This window comes from Amycolatopsis camponoti (assembly GCF_902497555.1).
Lineage (GTDB): Bacteria > Actinomycetota > Actinomycetes > Mycobacteriales > Pseudonocardiaceae > Amycolatopsis > Amycolatopsis camponoti.
In genome coordinates, this window is sequence record NZ_CABVGP010000001.1 from 1,886,229 (window position 1) to 1,911,090 (window position 24,862).

27 protein-coding genes are annotated in these 24,862 nt (G+C 70.7%); 21 read left to right on the forward strand and 6 right to left on the reverse strand.

Annotated features, from left to right (window positions below):
- From AA23TX_RS09085 to AA23TX_RS09105, 5 genes are all read left to right on the forward strand, one after another.
- On the forward strand, positions 1-1,137 hold the full coding sequence (locus AA23TX_RS09085; RefSeq protein WP_155544335.1) for an MCE family protein: 1,137 nt from the start codon (positions 1-3) through the stop codon (positions 1,135-1,137).
- Positions 1,134-2,366: an MCE family protein gene (locus AA23TX_RS09090; RefSeq protein WP_155542117.1), complete on the forward strand. Its 1,233-nt coding sequence runs from the start codon at positions 1,134-1,136 to the stop codon at positions 2,364-2,366. Before AA23TX_RS09085 ends, AA23TX_RS09090 begins: the two co-directional genes overlap by 4 nt.
- Positions 2,363-2,839: an Rv1363c family protein gene (locus AA23TX_RS09095; RefSeq protein ID WP_155542118.1), complete on the forward strand. Its 477-nt coding sequence runs from the start codon at positions 2,363-2,365 to the stop codon at positions 2,837-2,839. Before AA23TX_RS09090 ends, AA23TX_RS09095 begins: the two co-directional genes overlap by 4 nt.
- On the forward strand, positions 2,836-3,318 hold the full coding sequence (locus AA23TX_RS09100; RefSeq protein ID WP_155542119.1) for a hypothetical protein: 483 nt from the start codon (positions 2,836-2,838) through the stop codon (positions 3,316-3,318). Before AA23TX_RS09095 ends, AA23TX_RS09100 begins: the two co-directional genes overlap by 4 nt.
- 64 nt (positions 3,319-3,382) lie before the next feature.
- Positions 3,383-3,913 carry a DUF4760 domain-containing protein gene (locus tag AA23TX_RS09105; RefSeq protein WP_155542120.1) on the forward strand — a complete coding sequence of 177 codons (531 nt, stop codon included), beginning with the start codon at positions 3,383-3,385 and terminating at the stop codon, positions 3,911-3,913.
- A gap of 40 nt (positions 3,914-3,953) precedes the next feature.
- Here the strand turns inward: AA23TX_RS09105 and AA23TX_RS09110 are convergent, their stop codons facing one another.
- Positions 3,954-4,433, reverse strand: a complete 480-nt coding sequence (locus AA23TX_RS09110; protein WP_155542121.1) for a hypothetical protein — start codon at positions 4,431-4,433, stop codon at positions 3,954-3,956.
- 63 nt (positions 4,434-4,496) lie between these two features.
- On the opposite strand from AA23TX_RS09110, the gene AA23TX_RS09115 reads away from it, so the two are divergent.
- From AA23TX_RS09115 to AA23TX_RS09125, 3 genes are all read left to right on the forward strand, one after another.
- On the forward strand, positions 4,497-5,744 hold the full coding sequence (locus tag AA23TX_RS09115) for an aspartate aminotransferase type Ic (RefSeq protein WP_155542122.1): 1,248 nt from the start codon (positions 4,497-4,499) through the stop codon (positions 5,742-5,744).
- A gap of 116 nt (positions 5,745-5,860) precedes the next feature.
- Entirely contained in the window at positions 5,861-6,829 is a 969-nt protein-coding gene (locus tag AA23TX_RS09120) for a ferritin-like domain-containing protein (protein ID WP_155544336.1), read from the forward strand.
- Positions 6,830-6,896: 67 nt separating this feature from the next.
- On the forward strand, positions 6,897-8,003 hold the full coding sequence (locus AA23TX_RS09125; RefSeq protein ID WP_155542123.1) for an FAD-dependent monooxygenase: 1,107 nt from the start codon (positions 6,897-6,899) through the stop codon (positions 8,001-8,003).
- Here the strand turns inward: AA23TX_RS09125 and AA23TX_RS09130 are convergent.
- Positions 7,993-9,036, reverse strand: coding sequence for a LacI family DNA-binding transcriptional regulator (locus AA23TX_RS09130; RefSeq protein WP_155542124.1), 1,044 nt, complete (start codon positions 9,034-9,036; stop codon positions 7,993-7,995). The genes AA23TX_RS09125 and AA23TX_RS09130 overlap by 11 nt on opposite strands.
- Before the next feature lie 160 nt (positions 9,037-9,196).
- On the opposite strand from AA23TX_RS09130, the gene AA23TX_RS09135 reads away from it, so the two are divergent.
- Genes AA23TX_RS09135 through AA23TX_RS09150 form a run of 4 tightly spaced genes read left to right on the forward strand, consistent with a single transcriptional unit; the run spans position 9,197 to position 13,669 of the window.
- Positions 9,197-10,477, forward strand: a complete 1,281-nt coding sequence (locus AA23TX_RS09135) for an ABC transporter substrate-binding protein (protein WP_155542125.1) — start codon at positions 9,197-9,199, stop codon at positions 10,475-10,477.
- Positions 10,477-11,397, forward strand: a complete 921-nt coding sequence (locus AA23TX_RS09140) for a carbohydrate ABC transporter permease (RefSeq protein WP_155542126.1) — start codon at positions 10,477-10,479, stop codon at positions 11,395-11,397. The genes AA23TX_RS09135 and AA23TX_RS09140 overlap by 1 nt, the downstream gene beginning before the upstream one ends.
- A gap of 9 nt (positions 11,398-11,406) precedes the next feature.
- Entirely contained in the window at positions 11,407-12,291 is an 885-nt protein-coding gene (locus AA23TX_RS09145; protein WP_155542127.1) for a carbohydrate ABC transporter permease, read from the forward strand.
- A 16-nt stretch (positions 12,292-12,307) separates the two neighbouring features.
- Positions 12,308-13,669, forward strand: coding sequence for a GH1 family beta-glucosidase (locus AA23TX_RS09150; protein ID WP_155542128.1), 1,362 nt, complete (start codon positions 12,308-12,310; stop codon positions 13,667-13,669).
- 54 nt (positions 13,670-13,723) lie between these two features.
- On the opposite strand, the gene AA23TX_RS09155 is transcribed toward AA23TX_RS09150, so the two are convergent.
- Entirely contained in the window at positions 13,724-15,520 is a 1,797-nt protein-coding gene (locus AA23TX_RS09155) for an AMP-dependent synthetase/ligase (protein WP_155542129.1), read from the reverse strand.
- Between the two features lie 127 nt (positions 15,521-15,647).
- Here AA23TX_RS09155 and AA23TX_RS09160 point away from each other — a divergent pair, with 127 nt between their 5' ends.
- From AA23TX_RS09160 to AA23TX_RS09190, 7 genes are all read left to right on the forward strand, one after another.
- A complete protein-coding gene (locus tag AA23TX_RS09160) occupies positions 15,648-16,058 on the forward strand; it encodes a polyketide cyclase / dehydrase and lipid transport (RefSeq protein WP_155542130.1) in 411 nt (136 codons plus the stop codon).
- Between the two features lie 12 nt (positions 16,059-16,070).
- Positions 16,071-16,865, forward strand: coding sequence for a metallophosphoesterase family protein (locus AA23TX_RS09165; protein ID WP_155542131.1), 795 nt, complete (start codon positions 16,071-16,073; stop codon positions 16,863-16,865).
- Positions 16,866-16,892: 27 nt separating this feature from the next.
- Positions 16,893-17,327, forward strand: a complete 435-nt coding sequence (locus AA23TX_RS09170) for an SRPBCC family protein (protein WP_086678751.1) — start codon at positions 16,893-16,895, stop codon at positions 17,325-17,327.
- 4 nt (positions 17,328-17,331) lie between these two features.
- Positions 17,332-18,459 carry an ArsA family ATPase gene (locus tag AA23TX_RS09175; protein ID WP_155542132.1) on the forward strand — a complete coding sequence of 376 codons (1,128 nt, stop codon included), beginning with the start codon at positions 17,332-17,334 and terminating at the stop codon, positions 18,457-18,459.
- On the forward strand, positions 18,456-18,860 hold the full coding sequence (locus tag AA23TX_RS09180; protein WP_196425246.1) for a hypothetical protein: 405 nt from the start codon (positions 18,456-18,458) through the stop codon (positions 18,858-18,860). Before AA23TX_RS09175 ends, AA23TX_RS09180 begins: the two co-directional genes overlap by 4 nt.
- A 15-nt stretch (positions 18,861-18,875) precedes the next feature.
- The gene (locus tag AA23TX_RS09185) at positions 18,876-19,814 is read left to right on the forward strand and encodes an ROK family protein (protein WP_155544338.1); all 939 of its coding nucleotides are present in this window, start codon (positions 18,876-18,878) and stop codon (positions 19,812-19,814) included.
- Between the two features lie 245 nt (positions 19,815-20,059).
- On the forward strand, positions 20,060-20,902 hold the full coding sequence (locus AA23TX_RS09190; protein ID WP_155542133.1) for an NUDIX domain-containing protein: 843 nt from the start codon (positions 20,060-20,062) through the stop codon (positions 20,900-20,902).
- Here AA23TX_RS09190 and AA23TX_RS09195 read toward each other — a convergent pair.
- Genes AA23TX_RS09195 through AA23TX_RS09205 form a run of 3 tightly spaced genes read right to left on the reverse strand, consistent with a single transcriptional unit; the run spans position 20,899 to position 23,385 of the window.
- Positions 20,899-22,038, reverse strand: a complete 1,140-nt coding sequence (locus AA23TX_RS09195; protein WP_155542134.1) for a glutamate--cysteine ligase — start codon at positions 22,036-22,038, stop codon at positions 20,899-20,901. The genes AA23TX_RS09190 and AA23TX_RS09195 overlap by 4 nt on opposite strands.
- A 10-nt stretch (positions 22,039-22,048) precedes the next feature.
- Complete coding sequence (locus AA23TX_RS09200) at positions 22,049-22,621, reverse strand: hypothetical protein (protein ID WP_155542135.1); 573 nt, start codon at positions 22,619-22,621, stop codon at positions 22,049-22,051.
- On the reverse strand, positions 22,618-23,385 hold the full coding sequence (locus AA23TX_RS09205) for an alpha/beta hydrolase (protein WP_155542136.1): 768 nt from the start codon (positions 23,383-23,385) through the stop codon (positions 22,618-22,620). Before AA23TX_RS09205 ends, AA23TX_RS09200 begins: the two co-directional genes overlap by 4 nt.
- 209 nt (positions 23,386-23,594) lie before the next feature.
- Between AA23TX_RS09205 and AA23TX_RS09210 the strand changes: the two genes are divergently transcribed.
- Positions 23,595-24,356 carry a lysophospholipid acyltransferase family protein gene (locus tag AA23TX_RS09210; protein WP_155542137.1) on the forward strand — a complete coding sequence of 254 codons (762 nt, stop codon included), beginning with the start codon at positions 23,595-23,597 and terminating at the stop codon, positions 24,354-24,356.
- A 17-nt stretch (positions 24,357-24,373) separates the two neighbouring features.
- Complete coding sequence (locus tag AA23TX_RS09215) at positions 24,374-24,862, forward strand: polyadenylate-specific 3'-exoribonuclease AS (RefSeq protein WP_155542138.1); 489 nt, start codon at positions 24,374-24,376, stop codon at positions 24,860-24,862.

Sequence of the window (24,862 nt, forward strand, 5' to 3'; positions counted from 1 at the left end):
ATGCTCGCCGGTGTGCTCGTGCTGGCGGCCTGCAGCGACGGCGGGTTCAACGGCCTCTACGGCACCCCGCTGCCGGGCGGCGCCGACGTCGGCGACCACCCGTACCACGTCACGGCGTTGTTCACCGACGTGCTCGACCTGGTGCCGCAGTCCAGCGTCAAGGTCAACGACGTCGCGGTCGGGCGGGTCGACAAGATCAGCCTGACGCCGGACACGCGGTCCGCGCTGGTCGCGATGACCGTCAACGGCGACATCGCGCTGCCCGCCAACGCCCACGCCGAGCTGAAGCAGTCTTCGCTGCTGGGCGAGAAGTTCGTCGAGCTGAGCGTGCCCACGGCCGAACCGGCGACCGGGAAACTGAGCGACGGCGCGCAGATCCCGCTCGGGCGCACCAACCGCAACCCCGAGGTCGAGGAGGTGCTCGGCGCGCTTTCGCTGCTGCTCAACGGCGGCGGCGTCGAGCAGATCCAGAAGATCAGCCACGAGCTGAACGACGCGCTGTCGGGCAACGAGCCGGAGATCCGCGCGCTGCTGTCGCGTGTGGACGAACTGGCGACCCAGCTCGACGGGCACCGGACCGAGATCCTGCGCGCGATCGACGGGCTCGGGAAGCTGTCCCACACCTTGGCGGGCCAGACGCAGAACCTGTCGAACGCGCTCGACAACCTCGCGCCGGGCCTGAAGATCGTCACCGACCAGCGTGACCAGCTGGTCGGCATGCTGAACGCGCTGAACACGCTCTCCGGCGTCGCCACCGACACGGTCACGAAGAGCCGTGACCAACTGGTCGCGAACCTCAAGGCGCTGCAGCCGACGCTGACCAAGCTCGGCGAGGCCGGGTCGAACCTGCCGAACGCGCTGCAGATCCTGCTCACGTACCCGTTCCCGGACTACGCGGGCAACGTGATCAAGGGCGACTACGCGAACGTCGAGGCGAACGTGAACCTCGATCTGGACACGCTGATCCAGAACTTCACCAACTCGTCGCAGCCGCCGATCGCGCTGCCTTCGGGGATCGGCGGTCAGCCGTCGGCCGTGGCTCCGCCGCTGCCCCTGCCGGACCTCGGACCGGGTCCGCAGAGCGCGGGTCCCGATCTGCTGGGCGGGCTGCTCGGCCTGATCGGGGGTGGCCGGTGACCACGCGCAAGGTCCGCGTCCAGCTGGTCGCGTTCGTCGTCATCGCGGTCGTCTCGGTCGTCTACGCGGGCGGCCGCTACGCCGGGCTGGACCGGCTCTTCGGCAACCGCGGCTACGTCGTCACCGCGCAGCTGACCGACTCCGGCGGCATCTTCGTCAACTCCGAGGTCGCCTACCGCGGGGTCACGGTCGGGCGGGTGACCGGGATGACGCTGACGGAGCACGGCGTCGACGTCGCGCTCGACATCGACGCCGGCGCCCCGGACATCCCGGCCGACGCGCACGCGCAGGTGGCGAACCGCTCGGCGGTGGGGGAGCAGTTCGTCGACCTGCTCCCGCAGCACGACGGCGGGCCGTTCCTGGCGGACGGGTCGGTGATCACGGTGGACCGGACGTCGCTGCCGCCGTCGCCGGACACCGTGCTGACGCACCTCGACGACCTGGTCGCGAGCGTGCACCCGGAGTCGCTGCGGACGGTCGTCGACGAGACGTACAACGCGTTCGCCGGCGCGGGTCCGGAACTGCAGCAGCTGCTCGACAGCACCGGCTCGGTGACCGCGGTGGCCGCGCGGTACGTGCCGGAAACGCAAGGCCTGCTGGCGAATTCGCGGATCGTGCTGGACACGCAGGAGCGGCAGGCGGCGAACATCACCGACTTCGCTTCCGGGCTGAAGACGATCGCCGGGCAGCTGAAGGCGTCCGATCCGGACCTGCGGCGCGTCATCGCGGAGGCGCCGCGGCTGAGCCGCCAGATCAGCGACGTGCTCGCGGCGTCCGGGACCGACCTGGGCGTGCTGCTCGCCAACCTGCTGACCACCGCGCAGATCACGACGTCGCGCAAGGACGCCATCGAGGAACTGCTGGTGGCCTACCCGATCATCTCGGCGTTCTCGCCGTCGACGTCCCCGGACGGCACCGGGCACCTGGGCGTGGTGCTGAACTTCTTCGACCCGGCTTCGTGCACGAAGGGCTACGAAGGCACGAAGCAGCGTCCGGCGAACGACGAGACCGAGGCACCGGTGAACATGAACGCGTACTGCGCGGAGCCGCCGGGCAGCCCGACGGGGGTGCGCGGGTCGCAGAACGCGCCGTACGCGGGAAAGCCACCGGCGATCCCGGCCGCGCCCCAGCAGAAGGCGGCGCCCGCTCCGCAGCAGCTGCCCGGGATGCTGAGCCTGCTGACCGGGCCGTCGGCGGGCGGGCTGGGCAAGCTGCTGGGCGCGCCGTGAGGGTTTTGATCGTCGCGGTGGTGCTCGCGGTGCTGGCCGCTTCGGCGACCGGTTATACGTGGTGGCGGGCCTCGTCCGACGACTCTTTCGCCCGGGGCCGCGATCGCGACGCCGTGCTGGCGGCGGCGGGCCCGGAACTGGTCACGCTGAACACGATCGACTACCGCTCGGCGGGCGCGGACGTGGACCGCTGGATCGCGGCGACGACGGGTCAGTACGGAAAGGACCTGAGCGGGGATCGCCAGGTCCAGATCGACCGGGCGACGACGGCCAGGACAGTTTCGTCCGCTTCGCTGGTCCAGGCGGCGGTGACGGAGGTGTCCGACGGGTCGGCTCGTCTGCTGGCGGTCCTGGACGTCCGGGTCTCGACGGGCGGTTCGGCGGCTTCTCCCCGCCTGAACCGATTGACGGTGGACGTCACGCGTTCCCCGGACGGGTGGAAGATCTCGGGCGTCCAGGCGGCGGGCTCATGAGGAGAGTGCTGGCGGCGGTCGTGGTGGTGGCGCTGGGCTGCGCGGTGTGGTTCGGCATCGAGACGGCCTCGCTGTCCCCGGGCGACAATGCGGCTTTGGTGGATCAGGCGGCGACCGCGTCGGTTTCGTCCGAGGTGAGTGACGCGGTCAAGTCGGTGTTCTCGTACGACTACGCGAACCTCGCGCGCACCGAGCGGGCGGCTTCGGAGGTCTTGACGGGGGCTGCCGTCGGGCAGTACCGCGATCAGTTCGCTTCGGCGCGTACGCGGGCTTCGGCGGAGAAGCTGGTGCGGACGACGACGGTCCGGGCGGTGGGGGTGCGGACTCTGGTGGGTGATGATGCTTCGCTGCTGTTGTTTCTCGACCAGCAGACGGTGACGCAGGGCGGGGGTGCGCCGTCGTCGTCCGTGGCCCAGCTGGCGGTGACGGCGAAGCGGATCGACGGTCGCTGGAAACTGGCGACCCTGACGGCGCTCTAGTCGTGTTCGGAAAGCTCCTGGCGGGTTGATTACCAGATCGACGTCGCAGGGTTAAGGTCGAGAAATGACAACTCAGGTCGCGCTTGACGTGCTTCCGATAATCATCTCCGCTATCGCTCTGACAATTGCGGCGGTATCGATGCGACGACAGTGGCGGTCCGCGCGGAACGCGAACGCGGTGGCTGCGATCTTGAAGTTGTTCGAGGAGTACCGGTCAGACGATCTCAAGATGGCACGGCGAACGGTCTTCGAGATGTCGGAATTCGACGTGGAGTCGGCTCCGGCCCTGCGGGACTTGCCGGACGAGGTAAGGAGGGCGGCTGAGCGGGTTGCGCAGTATTTCGATCATGTCGGCCTCCTGGTGGGTCATCGTCTCGCGCCGGCCCGGCCGATGATCTCCTTCTTCGGGGTCGGATGCGAGACGTTGTGGGAGAAGCTCGCGCCGTGTGTTGCCGTCGAACGGCAGTTGAGGAAAGTCGACTACTACCTCGGATATTTTGAGGCACTCGCCGCACTCTCCGAGAAGATCGGCGCCGACGGACTCAACAAGAAAATAACGACCAAGATGCGTCTGGGAAGAGTGCCCTTGAAGTGACATCGACTTCGCAGGGTAAGTCGGCGACCCTGACGGCGCTCTAACCGTCCCAGACCGCGGCGCCCTGCCTCAGCACCTCGACACCCGACTCCGACACCACCGGCCACATCTCCACCACATACCGGTAATGCTCGCCGAACTCGTGGTCGTTCCACTCCGCCACCGGTGGCCCGGCCGGCACGTACGACACCCGCGCCCGGTACAACCCCGGCAACACCGAAAAGAACTTTTCCTGCGACGGGTAGTCCGCGGGTCCGGAAATCACGACTTTCCCGCTCGGAACCGGAAGATCCGCTTCCACGACGTGCTCCGCGTCGGTCGCCAATGCCGGGGGCGAAGGCAGGAGCGTGATCGACGACTCCACCAGGTCCGAGCGCGCCGTCGAGATCGCCAGGCCGGCCGGCTCGGACGCTATCCGGTGGAACTCCACGGCGAGCGCCGTCCAGCCGCTGCCGTCCAGCCGGGAACCGGAGTCGCGCAACGAGAACTGCCGCTGGTCGGCGTGGACTACCAAGTGCACACCAACCACCCTAGCCAGGACCCGCCCCGAAATGGTATCGACGCCGGGTTTAGCGTTGACGCCATGACCACTGCTTCCGTCGACGTCGACACGGCCCGCCGCGACTACGCGGCCCTGGTCGACCGCGGCCTCTCCCTCGACATCACCCGCGGCAAGCCGTCCCCGGCGCAGCTCGACCTCGCGAACGGCCTGCTGACCCTCCCCGGCGACGGCACCTTCAAGGCCGAGGACGGCACCGACGTCCGCAACTACGGCGGCCTCAAGGGCCTGCCGGAGCTGCGCCGCATCTTCGCGGGCGCGCTGCAGGTCCCGGCCGGGCAGCTGCTCGCCGCCGGCAACTCCAGCCTCGAGCTGATGCACGACGCCGTCGTCCAGGCCCTGCTCTCCAAGCTCCCCGGCGCCGAGCGCCGCTGGGCCGACGAGCCCACCCTCAAGTTCCTCGCCCCCGTCCCGGGCTACGACCGCCACTTCGCGCTCACCGAGCGCTTCGGCATCGAGCTCGTCCCGGTGCCGATGACCGACCAGGGCCCCGACATGGCCGTCGTCGAGCGCCTCGTCGCCGAGGACTCCGCCGTCAAGGGCATCTGGTGCGTGCCGAAGTACAGCAACCCGACCGGCGTCACGTTCAGTGACGACGTCGTCAAGCGGTTCGCCACCATGACCACCGCGGCGCCCGACTTCCGGATCTTCTGGGACAACGCCTACGCCGTGCACCACCTGACCGACGCCGAGCCGGCCCTGGCCGACCTGCTCGCGCTGGCCACCGAGGCGGGGAACGCCGACCGCGTGTTCGTCTTCGGCTCGACCTCGAAGATCACCCACGCCGGTGCCGGCGTCGGCTTCTTCGGTGCCTCCGAGGCCAACCTGGCCTGGTGGGTCGGCAACATCGGCAAGCGCACCATCGGCCCGGACAAGGTCAACCAGCTGCGCCACGCCCTCTTCCTCGAGGACGAGGCCGGCGTCCGCGCGCACATGCGCAAGCACGCCGAGATCATCGGCCCGAAGTTCGAGGCCGTCGACCGCATCCTCACCGAGGAGCTGGGCGACTCGGGCCTGGCGACGTGGACCAAGCCGACCGGCGGGTACTTCGTGTCGCTGACCGTGCCCGAGGGCACCGCGAAGGAGGTCGTGCGGCTGGCGAAGGAGGCCGGTGTCGCGCTGACCCCCGCCGGGGCGACCCACCCGCACGGCGACGACCCGGCCGACGCGGTCATCCGCATCGCGCCGACGTTCCCGGTGCTCGCCGACGTCGAAGAGGCCGTCCGCGCACTCGCCGTGTGCGTCCGGCTCGCCGCGGCCGAACGCGCCTGACCTGGGCAAACGAAATCGGGAAGAACTTTTTCCCGATTTGACCGAGCCGGGGGCCGTCCAGGTACGTATCACCGTTGGGTGAGGTGGACGAACTCGTCACGAGAGGACGTCCCCCGGTGTTCGGAAAACGCTACACACAGCAGCTCGTCGAGCGCAGCGCGGAGAACGCGACCGACCGCCGCCGCTTCCTCAAGGCTGCGGGAGCAGCGGGGCTCGGCGTCGCGGGAGCCGGCGCGCTCGGAACCGCGCTGTCGCTGGGCCTCGGCTCGGCGGGCGCGACTTCGCAGTACCCGGAGAAGAACGCGCAGGACGCCGCCGCCAGCGACGCCGCGGTGCTGAACTTCGCGCTCAACCTGGAGTACCTCGAGGCGAACCTGTACTCGTTCGCCGTCTACGGCTACGGGCTGAACGAGAAGTACGTCAACGGCGTCGGCAACCTGGGCAAGGTCTCCGGTGGGCACGCGGTCAAGTTCAAGAGCGAGCACACCAAGCAGATCGTCCAGGAGATCGCCGGCGACGAGGTCGCCCACGTGACGTTCCTGCGCAAGGCGCTCGACAAGGCCGCCGTCGCGCAGCCGGAGATCGACTTCCAGAACAGCTTCACCGCCGCCATGCAGGCCGCCGGGGTCATCAAGGAAGGCCAGACCTTCGACCCGTTCGCGAGCGAGAACAACTTCCTGCTCGCCGCGTTCCTCTTCGAGGACGTCGGCGTGTCCGCCTACAAGGGCGCGGCGCCGCTGGTGAACAACAAGACGTTCCTCGACGCGGCGGCGGGCATCCTCGCGGTCGAGGCCTACCACGCGGGCATCGTGCGCGGGCAGCTGTTCGAACGCGGCCTCGGCGACATCACGAACAAGATCTCCGACGCCCGCGACAGCCTGGACGGCAAGGCCGACGACGACGAAGGCGTGCTCAAGGACGGCAAGGCGAACCTCGTCCCCGCGGACGCGAACGGCATCGCGTTCGGGCGTTCGGCCGACCGCGTGCTCAACATCGCCTACCTCAACCCGGACAAGGTGTCCTCGGGCGGTTTCTACCCGCGCGGCCTCAACGGCGACATCGCCACCAGTGGCGCCAAGGAGTGAGCGCCGCGTGCCGCCGTCACGGTAACGTCGTGATCGGCGGCACGCGGAGTTCACGGGGGGATGCGAAGTGCGGGTACTGGTCGCGGGTGGCGGGATCGCCGGCACGGTCACGGCGATGGCGGCGAAGCTCGCGGGACACGATCCGGTGGTCTTCGAGGCCTACCCGGCCGGCGGGGACGACGCCGGCGCGTTCCTCACGATCATGCACAACGGCATGGACGCCCTGCGCGCGATCGGTGCCGAACGGCCGGTGATCGACAGTTCGTTCGCCGCCCACGGCGTCGAGCTCGTCGCCCCGAACGGGGAAACGGCCGGGCGGCGCGAGTTCGGCACCGAAGGCCTCGACGGACCGCGCACGCTGACCCGCGCGACGCTCTACCGCGTCCTGCAGGACGAAGCCGCGCGCCGGGCCGTCCCCGTCGAACGCGGCAAGCGCCTGGTCGGCGTGAAGCCGGACGGCACCGGCGTTACCGTCGAGTTCGCCGACGGCACCACCGAAACGGGTGACGTGTTAGTCGGCGCGGACGGGTTGCACTCGGTGGTCCGGAAGCTGATCGACCCGGACGCCGACGCCCCGCGCTACACCGGCCAGACCGTCGTCTGGGGTTACACGCGGGCGCGCGGGCTGCCGTCGGCGGCCGGGATCTACCGCATGGTCCGCGGGAGCAAGGCGGCCTTCGGGTTCACGACCGCCCCGGACGGCGCGACGTTCTGGTTCGCCCGCATCCCCGACGCCGAGCGCTCCCGCGAGGCGATCGCGGCGGTGACTCCTGAGGGGTGGCGCGAGTTCGCGTACGCGGCGTTCGCCGGGGAACCGTTGCCCTGCACGGAAATCATCGCCGCCACCGGCGACGAGGTCTTCGGCGGTCACTCCTACGACGTCCCGAGCACGCGGATCTGGTCGACGCCGGACATGGTGCTCGTCGGCGACGCCGCGCACGCCGCGGCCCCGGCCGACGCGCAGGGTGCGTCGATGGCGATCGAAGACAGCGTCGTGCTCGCGCAGTGCCTGCGCGACCTGCGGGACCCGGCGTCGGCTTTCGCGGCGTACGAAGGACTTCGCCGCGAGCGCGTCGAGAAGCTGGTCGCGTCGAGCGCGGGGCAGGACGTCGGCGAAAAGCCGGGCTGGGTCTACGAGCACCACATCGACTGGGACGCGAAGATCACCGCGTAGGGCCGCACGAGTCGCGGACCACCAGTTTCGTCGGCAGGCGCACCGGTTCCGGGGCGCCGGCGTTGTCGATCATCGCCAGCAGCGCGCCCGCCGCCGCGGTGCCGAAGCCCGGTTTGTCCTGGGCCACCGTCGTCAGCGCCGGGTCGACCAGGGACGCCACCTCGATGTCGTCGAAGCCGACCACCGACAGGTCCGCCGGCACCGACAACCCGGCCGCGCGGGCCGCGAGCAGGGCGCCGACCGCCATCTCGTCGCTGGCCGCGAACACCGCCGTCGGCGGGTCCTTGCGGGCCAGCAGCCGCCGCATCCCGACGAACCCGCTTTCGCGGTAGAAGTCCCCGGTGACCACGAAGTCCTCGCGCGCCGGCAGCCCGGCTTCGGCCAGCCCGCGGCGGTAGCCCTCGGTGCGCGCGGCGGCGGGGGAGTTGCCGCGGGGACCGGTGATCGTCGCGATCCGGTCGTGCCCGAGCGCGGCGAGGTGCCGGACGGCTTCCGCGGCGCCCGCGGCGTTGTCCGAGGTCACGTAGGTCGCGCGCGGCCCGGACAGGGGCACGTCGAGCGCGACGCACGGCAGCCCGGACTGGGCGAACGTCGTGAACGCCTCGGCGTCGGTGCCGCTGTCGATCAGCACCAGCCCGGCCAGGTGGTGGCGCCGGGTCATGCTCACGTACCCGATCGGGTCGGCCAGCGACACGCCGGGGTTGCGGTCGCGGGCGTCGTCGCTCGTCGCGAGCATCAGCAGGTGGTAGCCGTGCGAGCTGAGCGCGGACTTGAGGCCCAGCAACAGGTCCTGCAGGAACGGGTGCCGCCAGCCGGGCCGCCGGTGGTCGGTGTCCCAGACCAGCCCGACCATCGCCGAGCGCTGGCGTGACAGCGCTCGCGCCGACTCGTTCGGCGAGAAGTCGAGCTCCCGGGCGACGCGCTCGACGTTTTCGCGCGTCGTCGCGCTCACCGTGGCGGGGCGGTTGAAGACCCGCGACACGGTCGCGACCGACACCCCGCAGAGTTGGGCGATCTCCCGGGCGGTAACCATGCGGGCCTCCTACCTTGTAACCGGTTACATTCCTAGCACATGATCTCTGGCTGGGTAAATGCCAGAGCGTGTTATCTTTTCGTTACTTGACGAAACACTACTGGGAGCGCTCTCATAGGTCCCGCGTTTTCCGACCGGCCCGCAGAACAACGGAGATCTCATGCGCCCGAAAACGACAACCCGACGGACCCGCCTGATCGCCGTGGCGGGTGCTGTCCTGGCCGCGGTCACCGCCTTGAGCGCCTGCGGGAGCAGTGACGCCGGCGGTGAGAAGGTCAAGCTCAGCCTCGGCCTCTTCGGCAACTTCGGCTACACCGACCTGATCAAGGAGTACCAGGCCGCGCACCCGGACATCGAGATCACCGAGCGGACCGCGTCGTACTCCGACCACCACAAGAGCCTCGCCGCGCACCTGGCCACCGGTGGCGGCGCCGCGGACATCGAGGCGATCGACACCGGGTACGTCGCCCAGTTCAAGGCGACGCCGGACAAGTTCGTCGACCTCAACACCGTCGGCGGCGACAAGCTCAAGGACCGCTGGCTGGGCTGGAAGTGGTCGGCTTCGCTGGCCAAGGGCGGCCAGCAGATCGGCTACGGCACCGACGTCGGCGGCCTGGCCATCTGCTACCGCCGCGACCTGTTCGAGGCCGCCCAGCTGCCCGCCGACCGCGACGCCGTCTCCGCGCTCTGGCCCACCTGGCAGGCGTTCTTCGACGCGGGCAAGCGATTCCAGGCGAAGGCACCGAACGGTGTCAAGTGGATGGACGGCGGCCCGACCGTGCTCAACGCGATCTTCGGCCAGGCTCCGGTCGGCTACTACGACCAGAGCGACCAGATCGTCGTCGCGAGCAACCCGGCTCTGCGCACGGGCTGGGACCAGGTCGTCGACGCCGTCAAGGCGAACCTGAGCGCCGGCCTGCTCTACAGCACGCCGACCTGGAACACCGGGTTCACGCAGAGCCAGTTCGCGACCGTCACCTGCCCCGCCTGGATGATGACGAAGATCAAGGACCAGGCGCCGGACACCTCGGGCAAGTGGGACGTCGCGAGCGTGCCCGGTGGGGGCGGCAACTGGGGCGGCTCGTACCTCACGATCCCCAAGCAGGGCAAGCACACCAAGGAAGCCGCCGACCTCGCCGCGTGGCTGACCGCGCCCGAGCAGCAGGCGAAGGTCTTCACCAGCCAGGGCCTGCTGCCCTCGACGCCGTCGCTCTACACCGACCCGAAGATCACCGGCTACACCAACCCGTTCTTCAACAACGCGCCCGTCGGCAAGCTCTTCACCGACGCCGCGAAGAAGCTGAACCCGCAGTACCAGGGCCCGAAGGCCGGCGACGTGCAGACCGAGTTCGGCAACGCGATGCAGCGCGTCGAGCAGGGCAAGCAGGACGGCGCGGCGGCGTGGCAGCAGCTGGTCGGTGACGTCGCGAAGATCAAGTGATGACGCTCTCCCGGGCCGACCGGCGGCACAAGTGGGACGTCAAGCTGTCGCCGTTCGGCTTCATCAGCCCGTACTTCCTGATCTTCGGCGTCTTCGGGCTGTTCCCGCTGCTGTACACGGCTTTCGTGTCACTGCAGAAGCGCAACCTGCTCGACGCCGAGGGCGCGACGTTCATCGGCTTCGGCAACTACGAGCAGCTGCTGTTCCACGACCCGTACTTCTGGAACGCGATGGGGAACACGGTCAGCCTCTGGCTGCTGACCACGATCCCGCAGATCCTGTTCGCGCTCGGCATCGCGCACCTGCTCAACCGCAGGCTGCGCGGGCGGACGCTGTTCCGGATGGGGATGATCCTGCCGAACATCACCTCGGTGGCGGCGGTGACGATCATCTTCGCGCAGCTCTTCGGCCGCGACTTCGGGCTGGTGAACTGGGCGCTGAGCTGGTTCGGCGGCGGCCACGTCGACTGGCAGGCCGGCACGGCCAGCTCGCACACCGCCATCGCGGCGATGGTGGTGTGGCGCTGGACCGGTTACCACGCGCTGATCTTCCTGGCGTCGATGCAGGCGATCCCGTCGACCATGTACGAGGCCGCCACGCTCGACGGCGCCAGGGGGTGGCAGCAGTTCTGGCGGATCACCGTGCCGCTGCTGCGGCCGCAGATCATCTTCTCGACGGTGATCGCGACGACCGGGAACATGCGGCTGCTCGCCGAGCCGCTGCTGTTCAACCCCGGCACGGCCGCGGCCACCGGGGGTTCGGACCGGCAGTTCCAGACGGCCGCGCTCTACCTCTACGAGCAGGGCTTCACCAAGTACGACTTCGGCTACAGCTCGGCGATCGCGCTGATCCTGGCCGTGGCCACGATGCTCGTCGCGGGCGTGTCGTACCTGGTGACCCGGCGCATCCAAACGGACTGAGGAGCCGACATGACCACCGTGCTGACCCCGGCCGCGCCCGCGCCGCCGGCGGCCCCCGGGCGGGCCCGGCGCCTCGTGCGCCGGGTCGCGAGCCCGTGGACCTACGCCGCGCTGATCGCGATCCTGGCCGGCTCGGCGTTCCCCGTGTACTGGTCGTTCGTCGTCTCGTCGCAGACGACGGAAGCCGTCGGCAGCGTCCCGCCCGTGCTGGTGCCGGGCGGGCACCTGTTCGAGAACATCGCCCGTGTCTTCGACGAGTCGAACTTCGCGCTGGCGCTCGGGAACTCGATGATCGTCGCGGGCACGATCACCGTGTCCGTGGTGCTGTTCTCGACGCTGGCCGGGTTCGCCTTCGCCAAGCTGAAGTTCCGCGGCCGGACCGTGCTGCTGCTGCTCGTGGTCGCCACCCAGGCGATCCCGACCGAGCTGGGCGTCGTGCCGCTGTACATGATGATGGCCGACTTCGGCTGGGCCGGGCAGCTGCAGGCGGTGATCGTGCCCGGCCTGGTCACCGCGTTCGGCGTGTTCTTCATGCGCCAGTACTTCGAGCGGGCACTGCCGCTGGAACTGCTGGAGGCCGGGCGGATGGACGGCTGCGGCTCGCTGCGGCTGTTCTGGCACGTCGCGCTGCCGGCCGCCCGCCCGGCCGCGGCGGTGCTCGGGCTGTTCACGTTCATGCAGGCGTGGAACGACTTCTTCTGGCCGCTGGTCGTGCTGGTCCCGGAGAACCCGACCGTCCAGACCGCGCTCTCCAGCCTGGCCAGCGGCTACACCACCGACTACACCCTCGTGCTCACCGCCGCCACCATCGGCACCGTCCCCGTCCTCCTCGTGTTCCTGCTGTTCGGCCGCCAGATCGTCGGCGGCATCATGCAGGGCGCGCTCAAGGGCTGACCTCCCGGAGCTCATCGTGACTTCCAGCTTCCCGCTCGGCTTCCGCTGGGGCGTAGCCACCTCGGCGTTCCAGATCGAGGGTGCGACGACCGCCGACGGCCGTGGACCGTCCATCTGGGACACCTTCGCCGCGGTCCCCGGCGCGGTCGCCGGGGGTGACACCGGCGAGCCGGCGGCGGACCACTACCACCGCTGGCGCGCCGACCTCGCGCTGCTGGGCGACCTCGGCGTCGACTCCTACCGCTTTTCCGTTTCGTGGCCCCGGATCCAGCCGGACGGCCGGCACGCCGAACGCCGGGGCCTCGACTTCTACCGGCGGCTGGTGGAAGCGCTGCGGGAGAAGAACATCGAGCCGTTCCTCACGCTGTACCACTGGGACCTGCCGCAGGCCCTGGAGGACGCCGGCGGGTGGCGTTCGCGCGACACGGCGTCGCGCTTCGCCGAATACGCGGCGCTGGTGCACGAGGAGCTCGGCGACGTCGTCGACCACTGGACGACGCTGAACGAGCCGTACCCGTGCGCCATCGCGGGGTACGGTGAAGGGCGGCACGCACCGGGAGCGCGTGAGGGACACGGCGCGCTCGCCGCCGCCCACCACCTGCTGCTGGGCCACGGCTTGGCGGTGCGGGCGATGCGCGCGCAGGCGTCGCCGCAGCACCGGTTCGGGATCGTGCTCAACCAGTCGCCGGCGGTGCCGGTGTCGGACTCGGCCGCGGACGCCGCGGCGGCGGCCCGCCAGGACACGTTGCTGCGGCGCCAGTTCACCGACCCGCTGTTCGGCGGCCGGTACGCGCCGGGACTGGCGGCGATGTTCGCCGGCGTCTCGGACTTCTCGTTCCGCCACGACGGCGACCTGGAGACGATCGGCGTCCCGCTGGACTACCTGGGCGTCAACTACTACTACCGGCTGCACGTCGCGGACGCCCCGCACCGCGAGCCGGACCCGGCGCTGCGGACCGTGGCCGACATCGGCGTGGACACGACCCGCCTGCCGGAAGTCCCGCGCACGGGCATGGGCTGGCCGGTGGAGCCGGAGGGGCTCACCGAAGCCCTGGTCGGCCTGCACAACCGCTATCCCGGGCTCCCGCCGATGTACGTCACGGAAAACGGCTGCGTGTACGCCGACCGCAGCGATTTCGCCGACTACGAGCGCATTTCGTTCCTGAGCGAGCACATCGAAGCGGCGCGCACGGCCGCGGCGGCGGGGGTGGACCTGCGGGGGTACTTCTGCTGGTCCCTGCTGGACAACTTCGAGTGGGCGCACGGGTACAAGCACCGGTTCGGCCTGATCCACGTGGACTACACGACGCAGGCCCGCACCCCGAGAGCGAGCTACCGCTGGTACCGCGACCACATCGCGGCGGAACGCGCCCGGTGAAACCCGTCGAGGCCACCTCGCGGACGTCCGCGAGGTGGCCTCGACGGCGGTTCGCTACTTCTTGTACAGGCTCTCGATGTCGTTCGCGTAGTTCTTCGTCACCACGTTGCGCTTCAGCTTGAGGCTCGGCGTGATCTCCCCGCCCGCCTCGGTGAAGTCGTTGGCCAGCACCGTGAACTTCTTGATCGCCTCGGCCTTGGACACCTGCCGGTTGGCCTCGTCGACCGCGGCCTGGATCTCCGCGAGGAGATCGGCGTCGGTGGCCAGGTCCGCGACCGAAGCGTTGGCGGGCTTGTTGTGCTGGGACTTCCACGACGGGAAGTACTCCTCGTCCACCGTCACCAGCGCCGCGATGAACGGGCGCTGGTCGCCGACCACCATGGCCTGGCTGACCAGCGGGGCCGCCTTGATCGTGTCCTCGAGGCCGGACGGGGCGACGTTCTTGCCGCCCGCCGTGACGATGATCTCCTTCTTGCGGCCGGTGATCTTGAGGAAGCCGTCGGAGTCGAGCTCGCCCAGGTCGCCGGTGTGGAACCAGCCGTCGGTGAGGGACTCGGCCGTCGCCTGCGGGTTGTTGTAGTACGCCCCGAACACGACGTCGCCCTTGAGCATGACCTCGCCGTCGTCGGCGATGCGGACCGACGTGCCGTTGACCGGCTTGCCGACCGTGCCGACGCGGAACGCCGTCTGCGTGTTGACGTTCGCCGCCGCGGACGTCTCGGTCAGGCCGTAGCCCTCGAACACCGGGACGCCGATGCCGCGGAAGAAGTGCGCGAGCCGCGCGCCGAGCGGGGCACCGCCGGAGACCGCCGCGACGCAGCGGCCGCCGAGGGCCGCGCGCAGCTTGCCGTAGACGAGCTTGTCGAAGACCAGGTGCTTCAGCTTGAGCCCGAGCCCGGCGCCGCCCTTGTCCTGCGCCTCGCTGTAGGCGACCGCGGTGGCCTCGGCGGCGTCGAAGATCTTGCCCTTGCCGTCGCCGTGGGCCTTCTGCTTCGCCGAGTTGTAGACCTTCTCGAACACGCGCGGCACGGCGACGACGAACGTGGGCCGGAACGTGCCCAGGTCCGCGACCAGGTTCTTGACGTCCGGCGTGTGCCCGAGGGTGACGCGGGCGGACAGCGCGGTCACGGCGATCGCGCGGGCCAGCACGTGCGCCAGCGGCAGGAACACCAGCAGCGAGTTGCCCTGCTCCATGAGCTGCGGGAACGCCTCGATGTCGGCGCGGATCTCGGCCAGCAGGTTGCGGTGGGTCAGCTCGACGCCCTTGGGGCGGCCGGTGGTGCCCGAGGTGTAGACGATCGTGGCCAGCTCGCCCGCGCTCACCTCGCGGCGGCGCTCGTGCAGCTCGTCGTCCGACAGCGACGCGCCCATCGCGGCCAGCTCTTCGACGGCGGGGGAGTCACCTTCGATCTGCCACGTGTTGTCCAGCTCGGTGAGCCGGTCCCGGATCTCCTCGACCGCCGCGGCGTGGGCGTTCGTCTCGACGAACACGCCCTTCGCGGCCGAGTCGGAGAGGATCCAGTACACCTGCTCGGGGGAGGAGGTGTCGTAGATCGGCACCGTGACCGCGCCCGCCGCCCAGATGGCGAAGTCGATCAGCGTCCACTCGTAGCGGGTCTTGGACATGATGGCGACGCGGTCGCCGCGGCCGATCCCGGCCTGGGCCATGCCCTTGGCCACCGCCAGCACCTGGCCGGCGAACTCCTTGGCCGTGACGTCCAGCCAGGTTCCGTCGACCTGGCGGCGGAAGCTCACCACGTCCGAGAACCGCTCGGCGTTCGCCCAGACGACATCGGACATGTTCTCGTCGTCGGCCACCGGCTTGCCGGCGGGAGCGCTGTATTCGCGCACGTGGACCTCCGTGTTCAACGCGTGCGGCAGGCGACACCGCTGTTACCCGCCAGTCAACTTAGCGTGGTGAGCACCTTAAGACCATGCTGATCGCCGTCGCACGGCGAGGGCGTGACATTCTTCGCACGTGAACGCGCCACCCTCACTCGACATCGTCGACGAGACGTTCCTCGCCGTTCCGCCGGCCACCGTGGCCGCGGTCTTCGCCGCACCGGCGTCCTGGCGGCGCTACTGGCCCGACCTGGTCCTCGAGGTCTACACCGACCGGGGTGACAAGGGCCTGCGCTGGACCGTGCGGGGCGCGCTCGTCGGTACGATGGAGGTCTGGCTCGAGCCGGTGCTCGACGGCACCCTGCTGCACTACTTCCTGCGGGCGACGCCCGCTGACGCGGCCGGGACGCCCCGGGAACTGGCGCCACGCGACCTGCGCCGGGAGTTCGACCGGCGGGCCCGCGCGGCGAAGGAGATCGCGCTCGGGCTCAAGGAGATCCTGGAGGACGGGCGCGAGCCCGGCGTTCCTCCACGCGGCGAAAGCTAGAGGGGGCCAGGGGTGCGGGTACACGTCGTCTCGGACGTGCACGGCAACGTCGACGGGCTGAAGCGCGCGGGAGACGGGGCCGACGCCCTGGTCGTGCTCGGCGACCTGGTCGACTTCGTCGACTACCACGACCACGAAAAGGGCATCATGGGCGCCCTGTTCGGCGCGGAGAAGGTGGCCGGGTTCGCCCGCCTGCGCCGGGAGGGCACCCGTGACGAAACCGTTGCCTACTCACGGACGCTCTGGGCGAGCCTCGACGACCCGGCCGGCGCCGTCGACGAGGCCATCCGCACCCAGTACGCGGCGCTCTTCGCGGCGATGACCGCGCCCACCTACGCCACCCCCGGCAACGTCGACACCCCGGCGCTGTGGCCCGAGTTCGCCGGCGAGGGCATCCGGGTCCTCGACGGGGAGGTGGCCGAGATCGGCGGCCTGCGGTTCGGGTTCGTCGGCGGCGCGCTGCTGCCCGACGGCGTCGTGCCGCGTCCCCGCAAGGGCGCCGCCTGGCGTCCCTACCTGCGCGTTCGCGAAGACTACGACGCGAGTGTGGCCCAGCTCACCGAGGTCGACGTCCTCTGCACGCACGGCCCGCCGGCGCTGCCGGAGCTGACCTACGACGTCGTCGCGCGCCGCGCCGAGATCGGCTCGACGGCCCTGCTCGACCTCATCCACGCCCAGCGGCCGCGCTGGTCGGTGTTCGGGCACGTGCACCAGCCGCTCGCCCCACGCGCCCGGGTCGGGCTGACCGAGTGCCGTAACGTCGGTCACTTCAAGGAGACCGGGCAGCCGTACGTGCTGCGCTGGTGACCGACCGCGGCGGCTACGCTTCGTCCCATGGCCGAGCAGTCCACACAGTCCATCGAGGTCGACGCCGAGCCCAGCCGGGTGATGGCCGTGATCGCCGACTTCCCCGCGTACCCGGAATGGGCCAAGGCCGTCCGGCAGACCGAGGTCCTCGACACCGACGGTGACGGGCGCGCCAAGCAGGTCAAGCTCACCCTCGACGCGGGCCCGATCAAGGACGTCTACACCCTCGAGTACGACTGGGACGGTGACGGCCTCGGCGTCAGCTGGCACCTGGTCAAGGGCCAGATGCAGAAGGCGCAGAACGGCCGGTACGCGCTGGAGGACCTCGGCGGCCGCACCCGCGTGACGTACACGCTGTCGGTCGAGCTGGCGCTGCCGATGATCGGCCTGCTGCGCCGCAAGGCCGAGAAGATGGTCATGGACACCGCGCTGAAGGAGCTCAAGAAGCGGGCCGAGGGGTAGCCGCGTGCGGATCCTGCTGTTCACCGGCAAGGGGGGTGTCGGGAAGACGACGCTGGCCGCGGCCACCGGCGCCGCCCTGGCCGCTCGCGGCAGGAAGACGCTCGTCGTGTCCACCGACCCGGCACACTCGCTCGGCGACGCCTTCGGGCGCGGTCTCGGCGCCGAACCGTCCGAAGTGGACGCTCTGCTCTCCGCCGTCCAGATCGACTCGCGGACGCTGGTCGACACCACCTGGCACCGGCTGCGGGCCGAGGTGCAGTCGGTCCTGTCCGGCGCCGGCCTCGACACTTTGGACGCCGAGGAACTCACGGTGCTGCCCGGCGTCGACGAGTTGCTCGCCCTCACCGAAGTCCGGCGGCTCGCCGAAGACGGGCCGTGGGAGACCATCGTCGTCGACTGCGGGCCGACGGCCGAGACACTGCGGCTGCTCGCCCTGCCCGAAGCCTTCTCCGGCTACCTGACCCGCGTGTTCGGCCGCCGCGTCTCGGACTCCGTGCGCCGGCTCGGCGTCCACCTGGACGCCCTGCGCGCACTGCTCACCGAGCCGTCGGTGACCACGGTCCGGCTGGTGCTGACGCCGGAGCGGGTCGTCGTCGCCGAAGCGCGGCGCACGCTCAGCTCCCTGGCCCTGCGCGGGATCGCCGTCGACGGCCTGATCGCCAACCGGCTGATGCCCGCGCCCGGGTTCTGGCGCGGCGGCGCCGGGTCCTGGCTGCGCACCCGGCGGGCGCAGCAGGACGCCGTGCTGGCCGAACTGTCCGCCGCCGGGTTCACGGCGGTGTCCCGCGTCGAGCACCGGGCCGTCGAGCCGGTCGGGCTGCCCGCGCTGCTGGAGATCGCCGCCGGGCTCTACGGCGACGGCGATCCGCTGGCCGGCGACGGCACCCCGGTCACGCCGCTGTTGCGGGTCCGCCCGGCGCCGGACGGCTACACGCTGCGCATCGCGATCCCGCTCGCGCGGGACACCGAGGTCGACCTCGCCCGCGTCGACGACGACCTGGCGATCACCGTGGACGGCTTCCGCAGGCTCATCGCCCTGCCGGAGTCGCTGCGGCCGTGCCGGATCACCGGCGCGGAATCCGACGCCGACGGCCTGGTCGTGAACCTGGCCGGGAACCGGGGACGCGGGTGAGCGAAGAGGACGAGGCGGCCGGGCCGCGGCTGGCCGAGGAGATCCGCCTGCTCGTCGAAATGGTCGTGGAGAAGGCGGCGCCGTGGCTCGAAGGGGTCGTCGCCGCCGGGCACGGGGACCCTGACCAGGCGAAACCGGACGGCTCGGGGTGCGGCTGGTGCCCGCTGTGTGCGATCGTCGCGGTGGTGCGCGGTGAGCGTCCCGAGTTCGCCGCGAGGCTCCTGGAACAGCTGGCGCAGCTCGTGGCGTTGCTCCGAGCGGTGCTCGCGGACCGCTGGGAGCCGGACGAGGGCGTGCACATGCCCGGGTTCCGCCCCGCGCCGCGACCGCCGGCGGACGCTTCGGTGTCGGTGCGGGTGCAGCACATCGCCGTCCGCCGGCGCGACGAGTGGGAGAGCTGAGTGCGGACGATAGGGGTGGACGTCGGCGGGACGAGCGTCCGGGCCGGCGTGGTGGACGAGCGCGGCTCCCTGCTGGACACGGCACGCGTCGCGACGCCGAGCGAGGAGGGCGCCCTCGAGGACGCCATCGCCGGCGTCATCGAGGGCCTGCGCAACCGGCACGAGGTGGCCGGGGTGGGCCTGGCCGTGGCCGGGTTCGTGGCGCGCGACCGCCGGTCGGTGATGTTCGCGCCGCACCTGGCCTGGCGCGGCGCACCGGTCGCGGATCGGATCGAGAAGCGCGTCGGCCTGCCGGTGCTGCTGGAGCACGACGTCAACGCGGCGATGGTGGGCGAGCACCGGTTCGGCGCGGCCCGCGGCGCCCACGTGGCGGCGCTGGTGGCGCTGGGCACGGGCATCGGCGCCGGGCTGCTGCTGGACGGCAAGCTGTTCCGCGGCGCGTACGGCGTGGCGCCCGAGCTGGGCCACCTGACGGTGGTCCGCGGCGGGCGGCCGTGCCCGTGCGGCAAGTACGGCTGCTGGGAGCGCTACTGCAGCGGAACGGCCCTGGCGGCGACGGCGGTGGAGCTGCTGACGCGCCACCCGGGCCGCTCGACGGTGCTGGCCCCGCAGGTGGCGGGCGACCCGGGTTCGGTGACCGGCCGCCGGGTGGCCGGCGCGGCGCGTGATGGCGACCCGATCGCGCAGCTGGCGATGGCCGAGCTGGCCAAGTGGCTCGGCGAGGGTTTGGCGCTGGTGGCGGATGTGTTCGACCCGGAGATCATCGTGATCGGCGGGGGAGTGTCGGAGTCGGCTCCGCTGTTTCTGGACGAGGCGCGCGAGCACTACGCGGGCGCCATCACAGGGGCTCGGCACCGGCCGTTGGCTCGGATTCGGACCGCGCACCTGGGCGATGACACGGCGATCGTGGGCGCGGCGGCGCTGGCGTTGGAAGCGGCGAAGACTCCGGTCTGACTCGGGCCGTAGCCGACCCCGTCGTGGGTCTTCCCCGCCACCCCGAAGCCCGATTGTGACTACGGCCGGCGACGCCGGCCGTGTTCTGGCTTCGGATCGGGGTTGCGGGGGGTGTGGGCCCCGTTCGTGTTGCCGTCCGTCTGCTGCCGTGGCCTTTCCCGCGGCTCTTCGCTCGCGGGCGCCGGGGGCCAGCTTCGGCTTCCTCTGAGACGTGATCCGCGGCCGACCTGTGACAGGCTGGACCGGTGAGTGCCCCGTCCGCGAGCGTCTTCGTCCGGTGTTCCTGCGGGCATCTGCACTGGGGCCGGTACGGTGCGGCCGGCCTGCTGCTCGTCGATCCGGCGCGTGGCGTTCTTCTCCAGCGCCGGGCTTGGTGGGTGCACCACGGCCGGACCTGGGCACTTCCCGGCGGGGCCATCGAAGCCGGTGAGACCGCCGTGACCGCCGCTGCCCGCGAAGCGTTCGAAGAAGCCTCTGTTCCCGCCGAGGCCTTCCGCGCGGTGTCGGCGTCCGTGGTGGACCATGGGGAGTGGAGTTACACCACCGTCCTCGCCCTGGCCGATGGGGCCGAGGCGCGGGTCGCCAACACCGAAAGTGCGGAGGTGCGCTGGGTGGATCCCGACGATGTGCCCTCCTACCGGCTGCACCGCGACTTCGCCGCCGCCTGGCCGGACCTGCGCGACCGCGTCGGGCAGGAGCTGGTCCTGGTCGTCGACGGCGCCAACGTCGTCGGCTCGCGGCCGGATGGCTGGTGGCGCGATCGGCACGGTGCCGCCGAGCGCCTGCGTGACCAGCTCGCGAAACTCGTCGAAGCCGGCGTGCCGGACCCGGACGACGCCGCCGTCACCTGGTGGCCGCGGATCGTCCTGGTCGTCGAGGGCAAGGCCAAGCACGTCACCGGTGTCCCGGGCGTGGAGGTCGTCGCCGCGGACACCGATGGCGACTCGAAGATCGTCGAAGTCGTCGCCCAGGAGAAGGCCAAGGTCCTGGTGGCGACGGCCGATCGGGAGCTCAAAAGGCGCGTCGAAGCCCTCGGCGCGTCGATCCTCGGCCCCGGCACGCTCCGCACCCGGCTCGACAAGCTCTAGCCCTTCAGCGTCCCGTCGCGCATCTCGGCGACCAGCGACGCCATCACGGCCTTGAGGCTGCCCTTGTGCGCCTGCGCGACCGCGCGCTGCCGCCGGTAGCTGGGCCCGTACCGCAGGATCTTCTCGACGTCGCGCAGCTCGGCGACGCAGTCCAGGCGCCGCGCCACCGGCTCCAGCCGGTCCAGCAGGTCGGCGATGTCGTCGGTGACCAGCCGCTCGCGCCCGGCCGCGTCCAGGATGACGATCGCGTCGGTGCCGTAGCGGGCCGCGCGCCACTTGTTCTCCTGGACGTGCCACGGCGGCAGCGACGGCAGGATCTCGCCGTCGTCCAAGCGCTCGCTGAAGTCGTCGACCAGGCACTGCGTCAGCGCGGAGATCGCGCCGACCTCCTCCAGCGTCGGCAGCCCGTCGCAGACCCGCATCTCGATCGTGCCGAGGTGCGGCGCCGGCCGGATGTCCCAGCGGATCTCCGAGAACGAGTCGATCACGCCGGTGGTGAACATGTCCTCGGTGTAGCTCTCCAGCTCGGCCCACTTCCGGAACTGGAACGGCAGCCCGGCCGTCGGCAGCTGCTGGAACATCAGCGCCCGGTTCGATGCGTACCCGGTGTCCTCGGCGCCCCAGTACGGCGACGACGCCGAGAGCGCCTGCAGGTGCGGCGCGTAGTTCAGCAGCCCGTCGAGGATCGGCAGCACCTTGTCGCGGTGGTCGACCCCGACGTGGACGTGCACGCCGTAGATCAGCATCTGGCGTCCCCACCACTGGGTCCGGTCGATCAGCTTCGCGTACCGCTCCTTGTCGGTGACCTTCTGCTGGTACCAGTTCGAGAACGGGTGCGTCCCGGCCGAGAACATCTCGACGCCGAGCGGGTCGGCGACACCGTGCACGACGTCGAGCGACTCGTTCAGGTCGGCCTTGACCTCGGCGATCGTGTCGCAGACCCCGGTGATGATCTCGATGGTGTTGAGCAGCAGCTCCTGCTTGATCTTCGGGTGCTCGGCCCGCCCGTCGGGGCGGACGGCCTCGAGGATCCGCTCGGCGACCGAGGACAGCTCGCCGCTGCGCCGGTCGACCAGGCCGAGCTCCCATTCCGCGCCGACGGTCGATCGCCGCGAGGGGCTGAACTCGATGTTCATCGCGCCTGTGTCAGACCTGGGCGCCGTTGCTGGGATCGGCGCCGGGCGGCGGTCCCTGGCGCACGCGCAGCAGCAGCAACGCGATCGACGTCGCGAGCGCCAGGATGCCCAGCGGCGTCGCCACGGTCGGGCCCACGCCGATCGCGCCGGGCAGGATCAGCAGGAACAGCCCGGCCAGGAACAGCAGCAGGATGAGGAACGCGCCCATCTTCGGCCGCGGCAGTGGTGGCGGTTCCGGCGGGACGTAGTGCTCGTCGTCGCCGGCCGGGTCGTCGGAGAACATCGTCGCGTCCCACGACGTGCCGCCGGACCGCCAGCCGGGCTCCGGCGGGGTGTCCACGACCGGCGGTTCGGCGGGCCGGTCCGGCTTCCGGCGCGATTCGCTCTCCACCCCGAAGCCGGGCCCCGCGGTGCCGGTCTTGTCGGCTTTGTCAGCCCTGTCGGCGCGGTCAGCCCGGTCGGCTTTGTCGGCCTTGTCCGCGGTGTCTTCTTCGGGGAGCCCGAACCCGTCGGCCCGCAGGTCGGCGACGATCTCGGCGAACGTCGCGTCGACGTCCTCCGGTCCGTCCTTCCCCCGGCTCATGCGGTCTCCTCGGGCTGTGCGGCGTGCGTCTTCGCGAATTCGACGCTACGCGTGAAAATGAGTTCGGCGTCGTTGTCCTGCGTCGCGACGTGGTAGCTGTTCTCCAGCACGACCTCGGTGACGTCGGTGCTCGAGACGCCCGCCAGCACCAGCCGCGAGTTCTCCGGTTCGACGACGTGGTCGACCGCCGAGTGCAGCAGCAGCACCGGCTGCGTCACCTTGCCCAGGTCCGCGCGCACGAGCGCCCACAGCTTCGCCAGGCTCGCCGCGGCGCGCACCGGGGTGCGCGGGTAGGCCAGCTCCGTCTCGCCCGGCTTCTTGATGTCGTTCGCGATCGCCGGCACCGACGGCACGATCCGGCCCAGCACCGGCAGCAGCTTCGTGTCCCACTTCAGCCGCGTCACCGACGGGTTGACCAGGACGATCCCGGCGATCCGGTCACCGAACTCCTCGGCGAGGCGCAGGGTGAGCGTGCCGCCCATCGAGAGGCCGCCGACGAACACGGTCTTGCACGTCGACAGCAGCGCGAGCAGCGCCTCGCGGACGGCGCCGTACCAGTCTTCCCACGTCGTGCGGTTGAGGTCCGGCCAGCGGGTGCCGTGCCCCGGCAGCAGCGGGCAGCGCACCGTGAACCCGGCCCCGGCCAGGTGATCACCCCAGGCCCGCATGCTCGCGGGGGTACCGGTGAACCCGTGGCAGAGCAGGAACCCGGTCTCGGCCGAACCGGTGTGTGCGAACGGTTCCGCGCCGGCGAGCACGCCCATGCGATCGCCTTCCGTGTGAGCGGTGGATTCCCCCATGCTCTCACGGCTCGCGGACCTTGTGGGGCTCCGCCCGGGCCCGGAATTCCCTGTGAGATCGATCGCGCCCGCGTGGTAACCGGGTGGTCTCCGTTGTGCGGCGGCCACCGGGGTTCGTAGGCTGTCTCGCGCGGGTTGATGGGGCTGAGCTGCGATGGAGGACTGAGGCACCGGTGCTGTACTGGCTCATGAAGTGGGTATTCATCGGACCGCTGCTCAAGACGCTGTGGCCGACCAAGGTCGTCGGCGCGGAGAACATCCCGGAGAGCGGTGGCGCGATCCTGGCCGGCAACCACCTGGCGGTCGCGGACTCGTTCTTCATGCCGCTGCGGGTCAAGCGCAAGGTCACCTTCCCGGCCAAGTCCGAGTACTTCACCGAGCCCGGCTTCAAGGGCCTGCTCAAGAAGTGGTTCTTCACCGGCGTCGGCCAGTTCCCGATCGACCGCTCCGGCGGCAACGCCGCCCAGGCCGCCCTCGACACCGCGACCCGCCTGGTCAAGGCCGGACACCTGCTCGGCATCTACCCCGAGGGCACCCGCTCCCCGGACGGCCGCCTGTACAAGGGCAAGACCGGGGTCGCCCGGATCGCGCTGGAGTCCGGCGGCGTCGTCGTCCCGGTGGCGATGATCGGCACGGACAAGGTCAACCCGATCGGCTCCAAGATGTGGTGGCCGCGCCGCCTCGAGGTCCGCTTCGGCAAGCCCCTCGACTTCTCGCGGTACGAGGGTCTCGCGGGCGACCGCTTCATCGAGCGGTCGATCACCGACGAGATCATGTACGCGCTGATGGAGCTCTCCGGCCAGGAGTACGTCGACATCTACGCGGCGAAGGCCAAGGAACTGCTGGCCGCCGAGGCCGCCGGGGTCAAGCCCGAGGTGCCCGCCCAGCCGTCCGCGAAGGACGCGGCCCGGGTGCCCGAATCCAAGGTCGGCTGACCCACTAGGGTTCACCGGTGCGTTTCTTCTACGACACCGAGTTCATCGAAGACGGCGTGACCATCGATCTGGTGTCCATCGGTGTCGTTGACGAACGGGGCCGCGAGTTCTACGCGGTCTCGACCGAGTTCGACCCGGCGAAGGCCGGCCAATGGGTCCGGGACAACGTCCTGAACAAGCTGCCGTCGCCGGCCGACCGCGCGTGGCGCAGCCGCGAGAAGATCCGCGCCGACCTGCTGGAGTTCTTCGGCAAGCCGCCGGGCGGGATCGAGCTGTGGGCGTGGTTCGCCGCGTACGACCACGTCGCGCTCGCCCAGCTGTGGGGCCCGATGCCGGCGCTGCCGAGGCAGCTGCCGCGCTTCACCCGCGACCTGCGCCAGCGGTGGGAGGACGCGGGCAAGCCGAAGCTGCCGTCGGCCCCCACCGACCAGCACGACGCGCTCGCGGACGCGAAGCACAACCTCGCGCGCTGGGAGATCATCGAGGAGTACTTCCGGCGCCGCTGA

What these genes read in the sequence shown, in the direction of transcription:
- AA23TX_RS09205 (WP_155542136.1), bottom strand. Translation starts at nt 23,385, where the DNA reads ATGGGCGTGCTCGCCGGCGCGGAACCGTTCGCACACACCGGTTCGGCC.
- AA23TX_RS09100 (WP_155542119.1), top strand. Translation starts at nt 2,836, where the DNA reads ATGAGGAGAGTGCTGGCGGCGGTCGTGGTGGTGGCGCTGGGCTGCGCG.
- AA23TX_RS09195 (WP_155542134.1), bottom strand. Translation starts at nt 22,038, where the DNA reads ATGAACATCGAGTTCAGCCCCTCGCGGCGATCGACCGTCGGCGCGGAA.
- AA23TX_RS09145 (WP_155542127.1), top strand. Translation starts at nt 11,407, where the DNA reads ATGACCACCGTGCTGACCCCGGCCGCGCCCGCGCCGCCGGCGGCCCCC.
- AA23TX_RS09170 (WP_086678751.1), top strand. Translation starts at nt 16,893, where the DNA reads ATGGCCGAGCAGTCCACACAGTCCATCGAGGTCGACGCCGAGCCCAGC.
- AA23TX_RS09115 (WP_155542122.1), top strand. Translation starts at nt 4,497, where the DNA reads ATGACCACTGCTTCCGTCGACGTCGACACGGCCCGCCGCGACTACGCG.
- AA23TX_RS09105 (WP_155542120.1), top strand. Translation starts at nt 3,383, where the DNA reads ATGACAACTCAGGTCGCGCTTGACGTGCTTCCGATAATCATCTCCGCT.
- AA23TX_RS09085 (WP_155544335.1), top strand. Translation starts at nt 1, where the DNA reads ATGCTCGCCGGTGTGCTCGTGCTGGCGGCCTGCAGCGACGGCGGGTTC.
- AA23TX_RS09135 (WP_155542125.1), top strand. Translation starts at nt 9,197, where the DNA reads ATGCGCCCGAAAACGACAACCCGACGGACCCGCCTGATCGCCGTGGCG.
- AA23TX_RS09130 (WP_155542124.1), bottom strand. Translation starts at nt 9,036, where the DNA reads ATGGTTACCGCCCGGGAGATCGCCCAACTCTGCGGGGTGTCGGTCGCG.
- AA23TX_RS09200 (WP_155542135.1), bottom strand. Translation starts at nt 22,621, where the DNA reads ATGAGCCGGGGGAAGGACGGACCGGAGGACGTCGACGCGACGTTCGCC.
- AA23TX_RS09140 (WP_155542126.1), top strand. Translation starts at nt 10,477, where the DNA reads ATGACGCTCTCCCGGGCCGACCGGCGGCACAAGTGGGACGTCAAGCTG.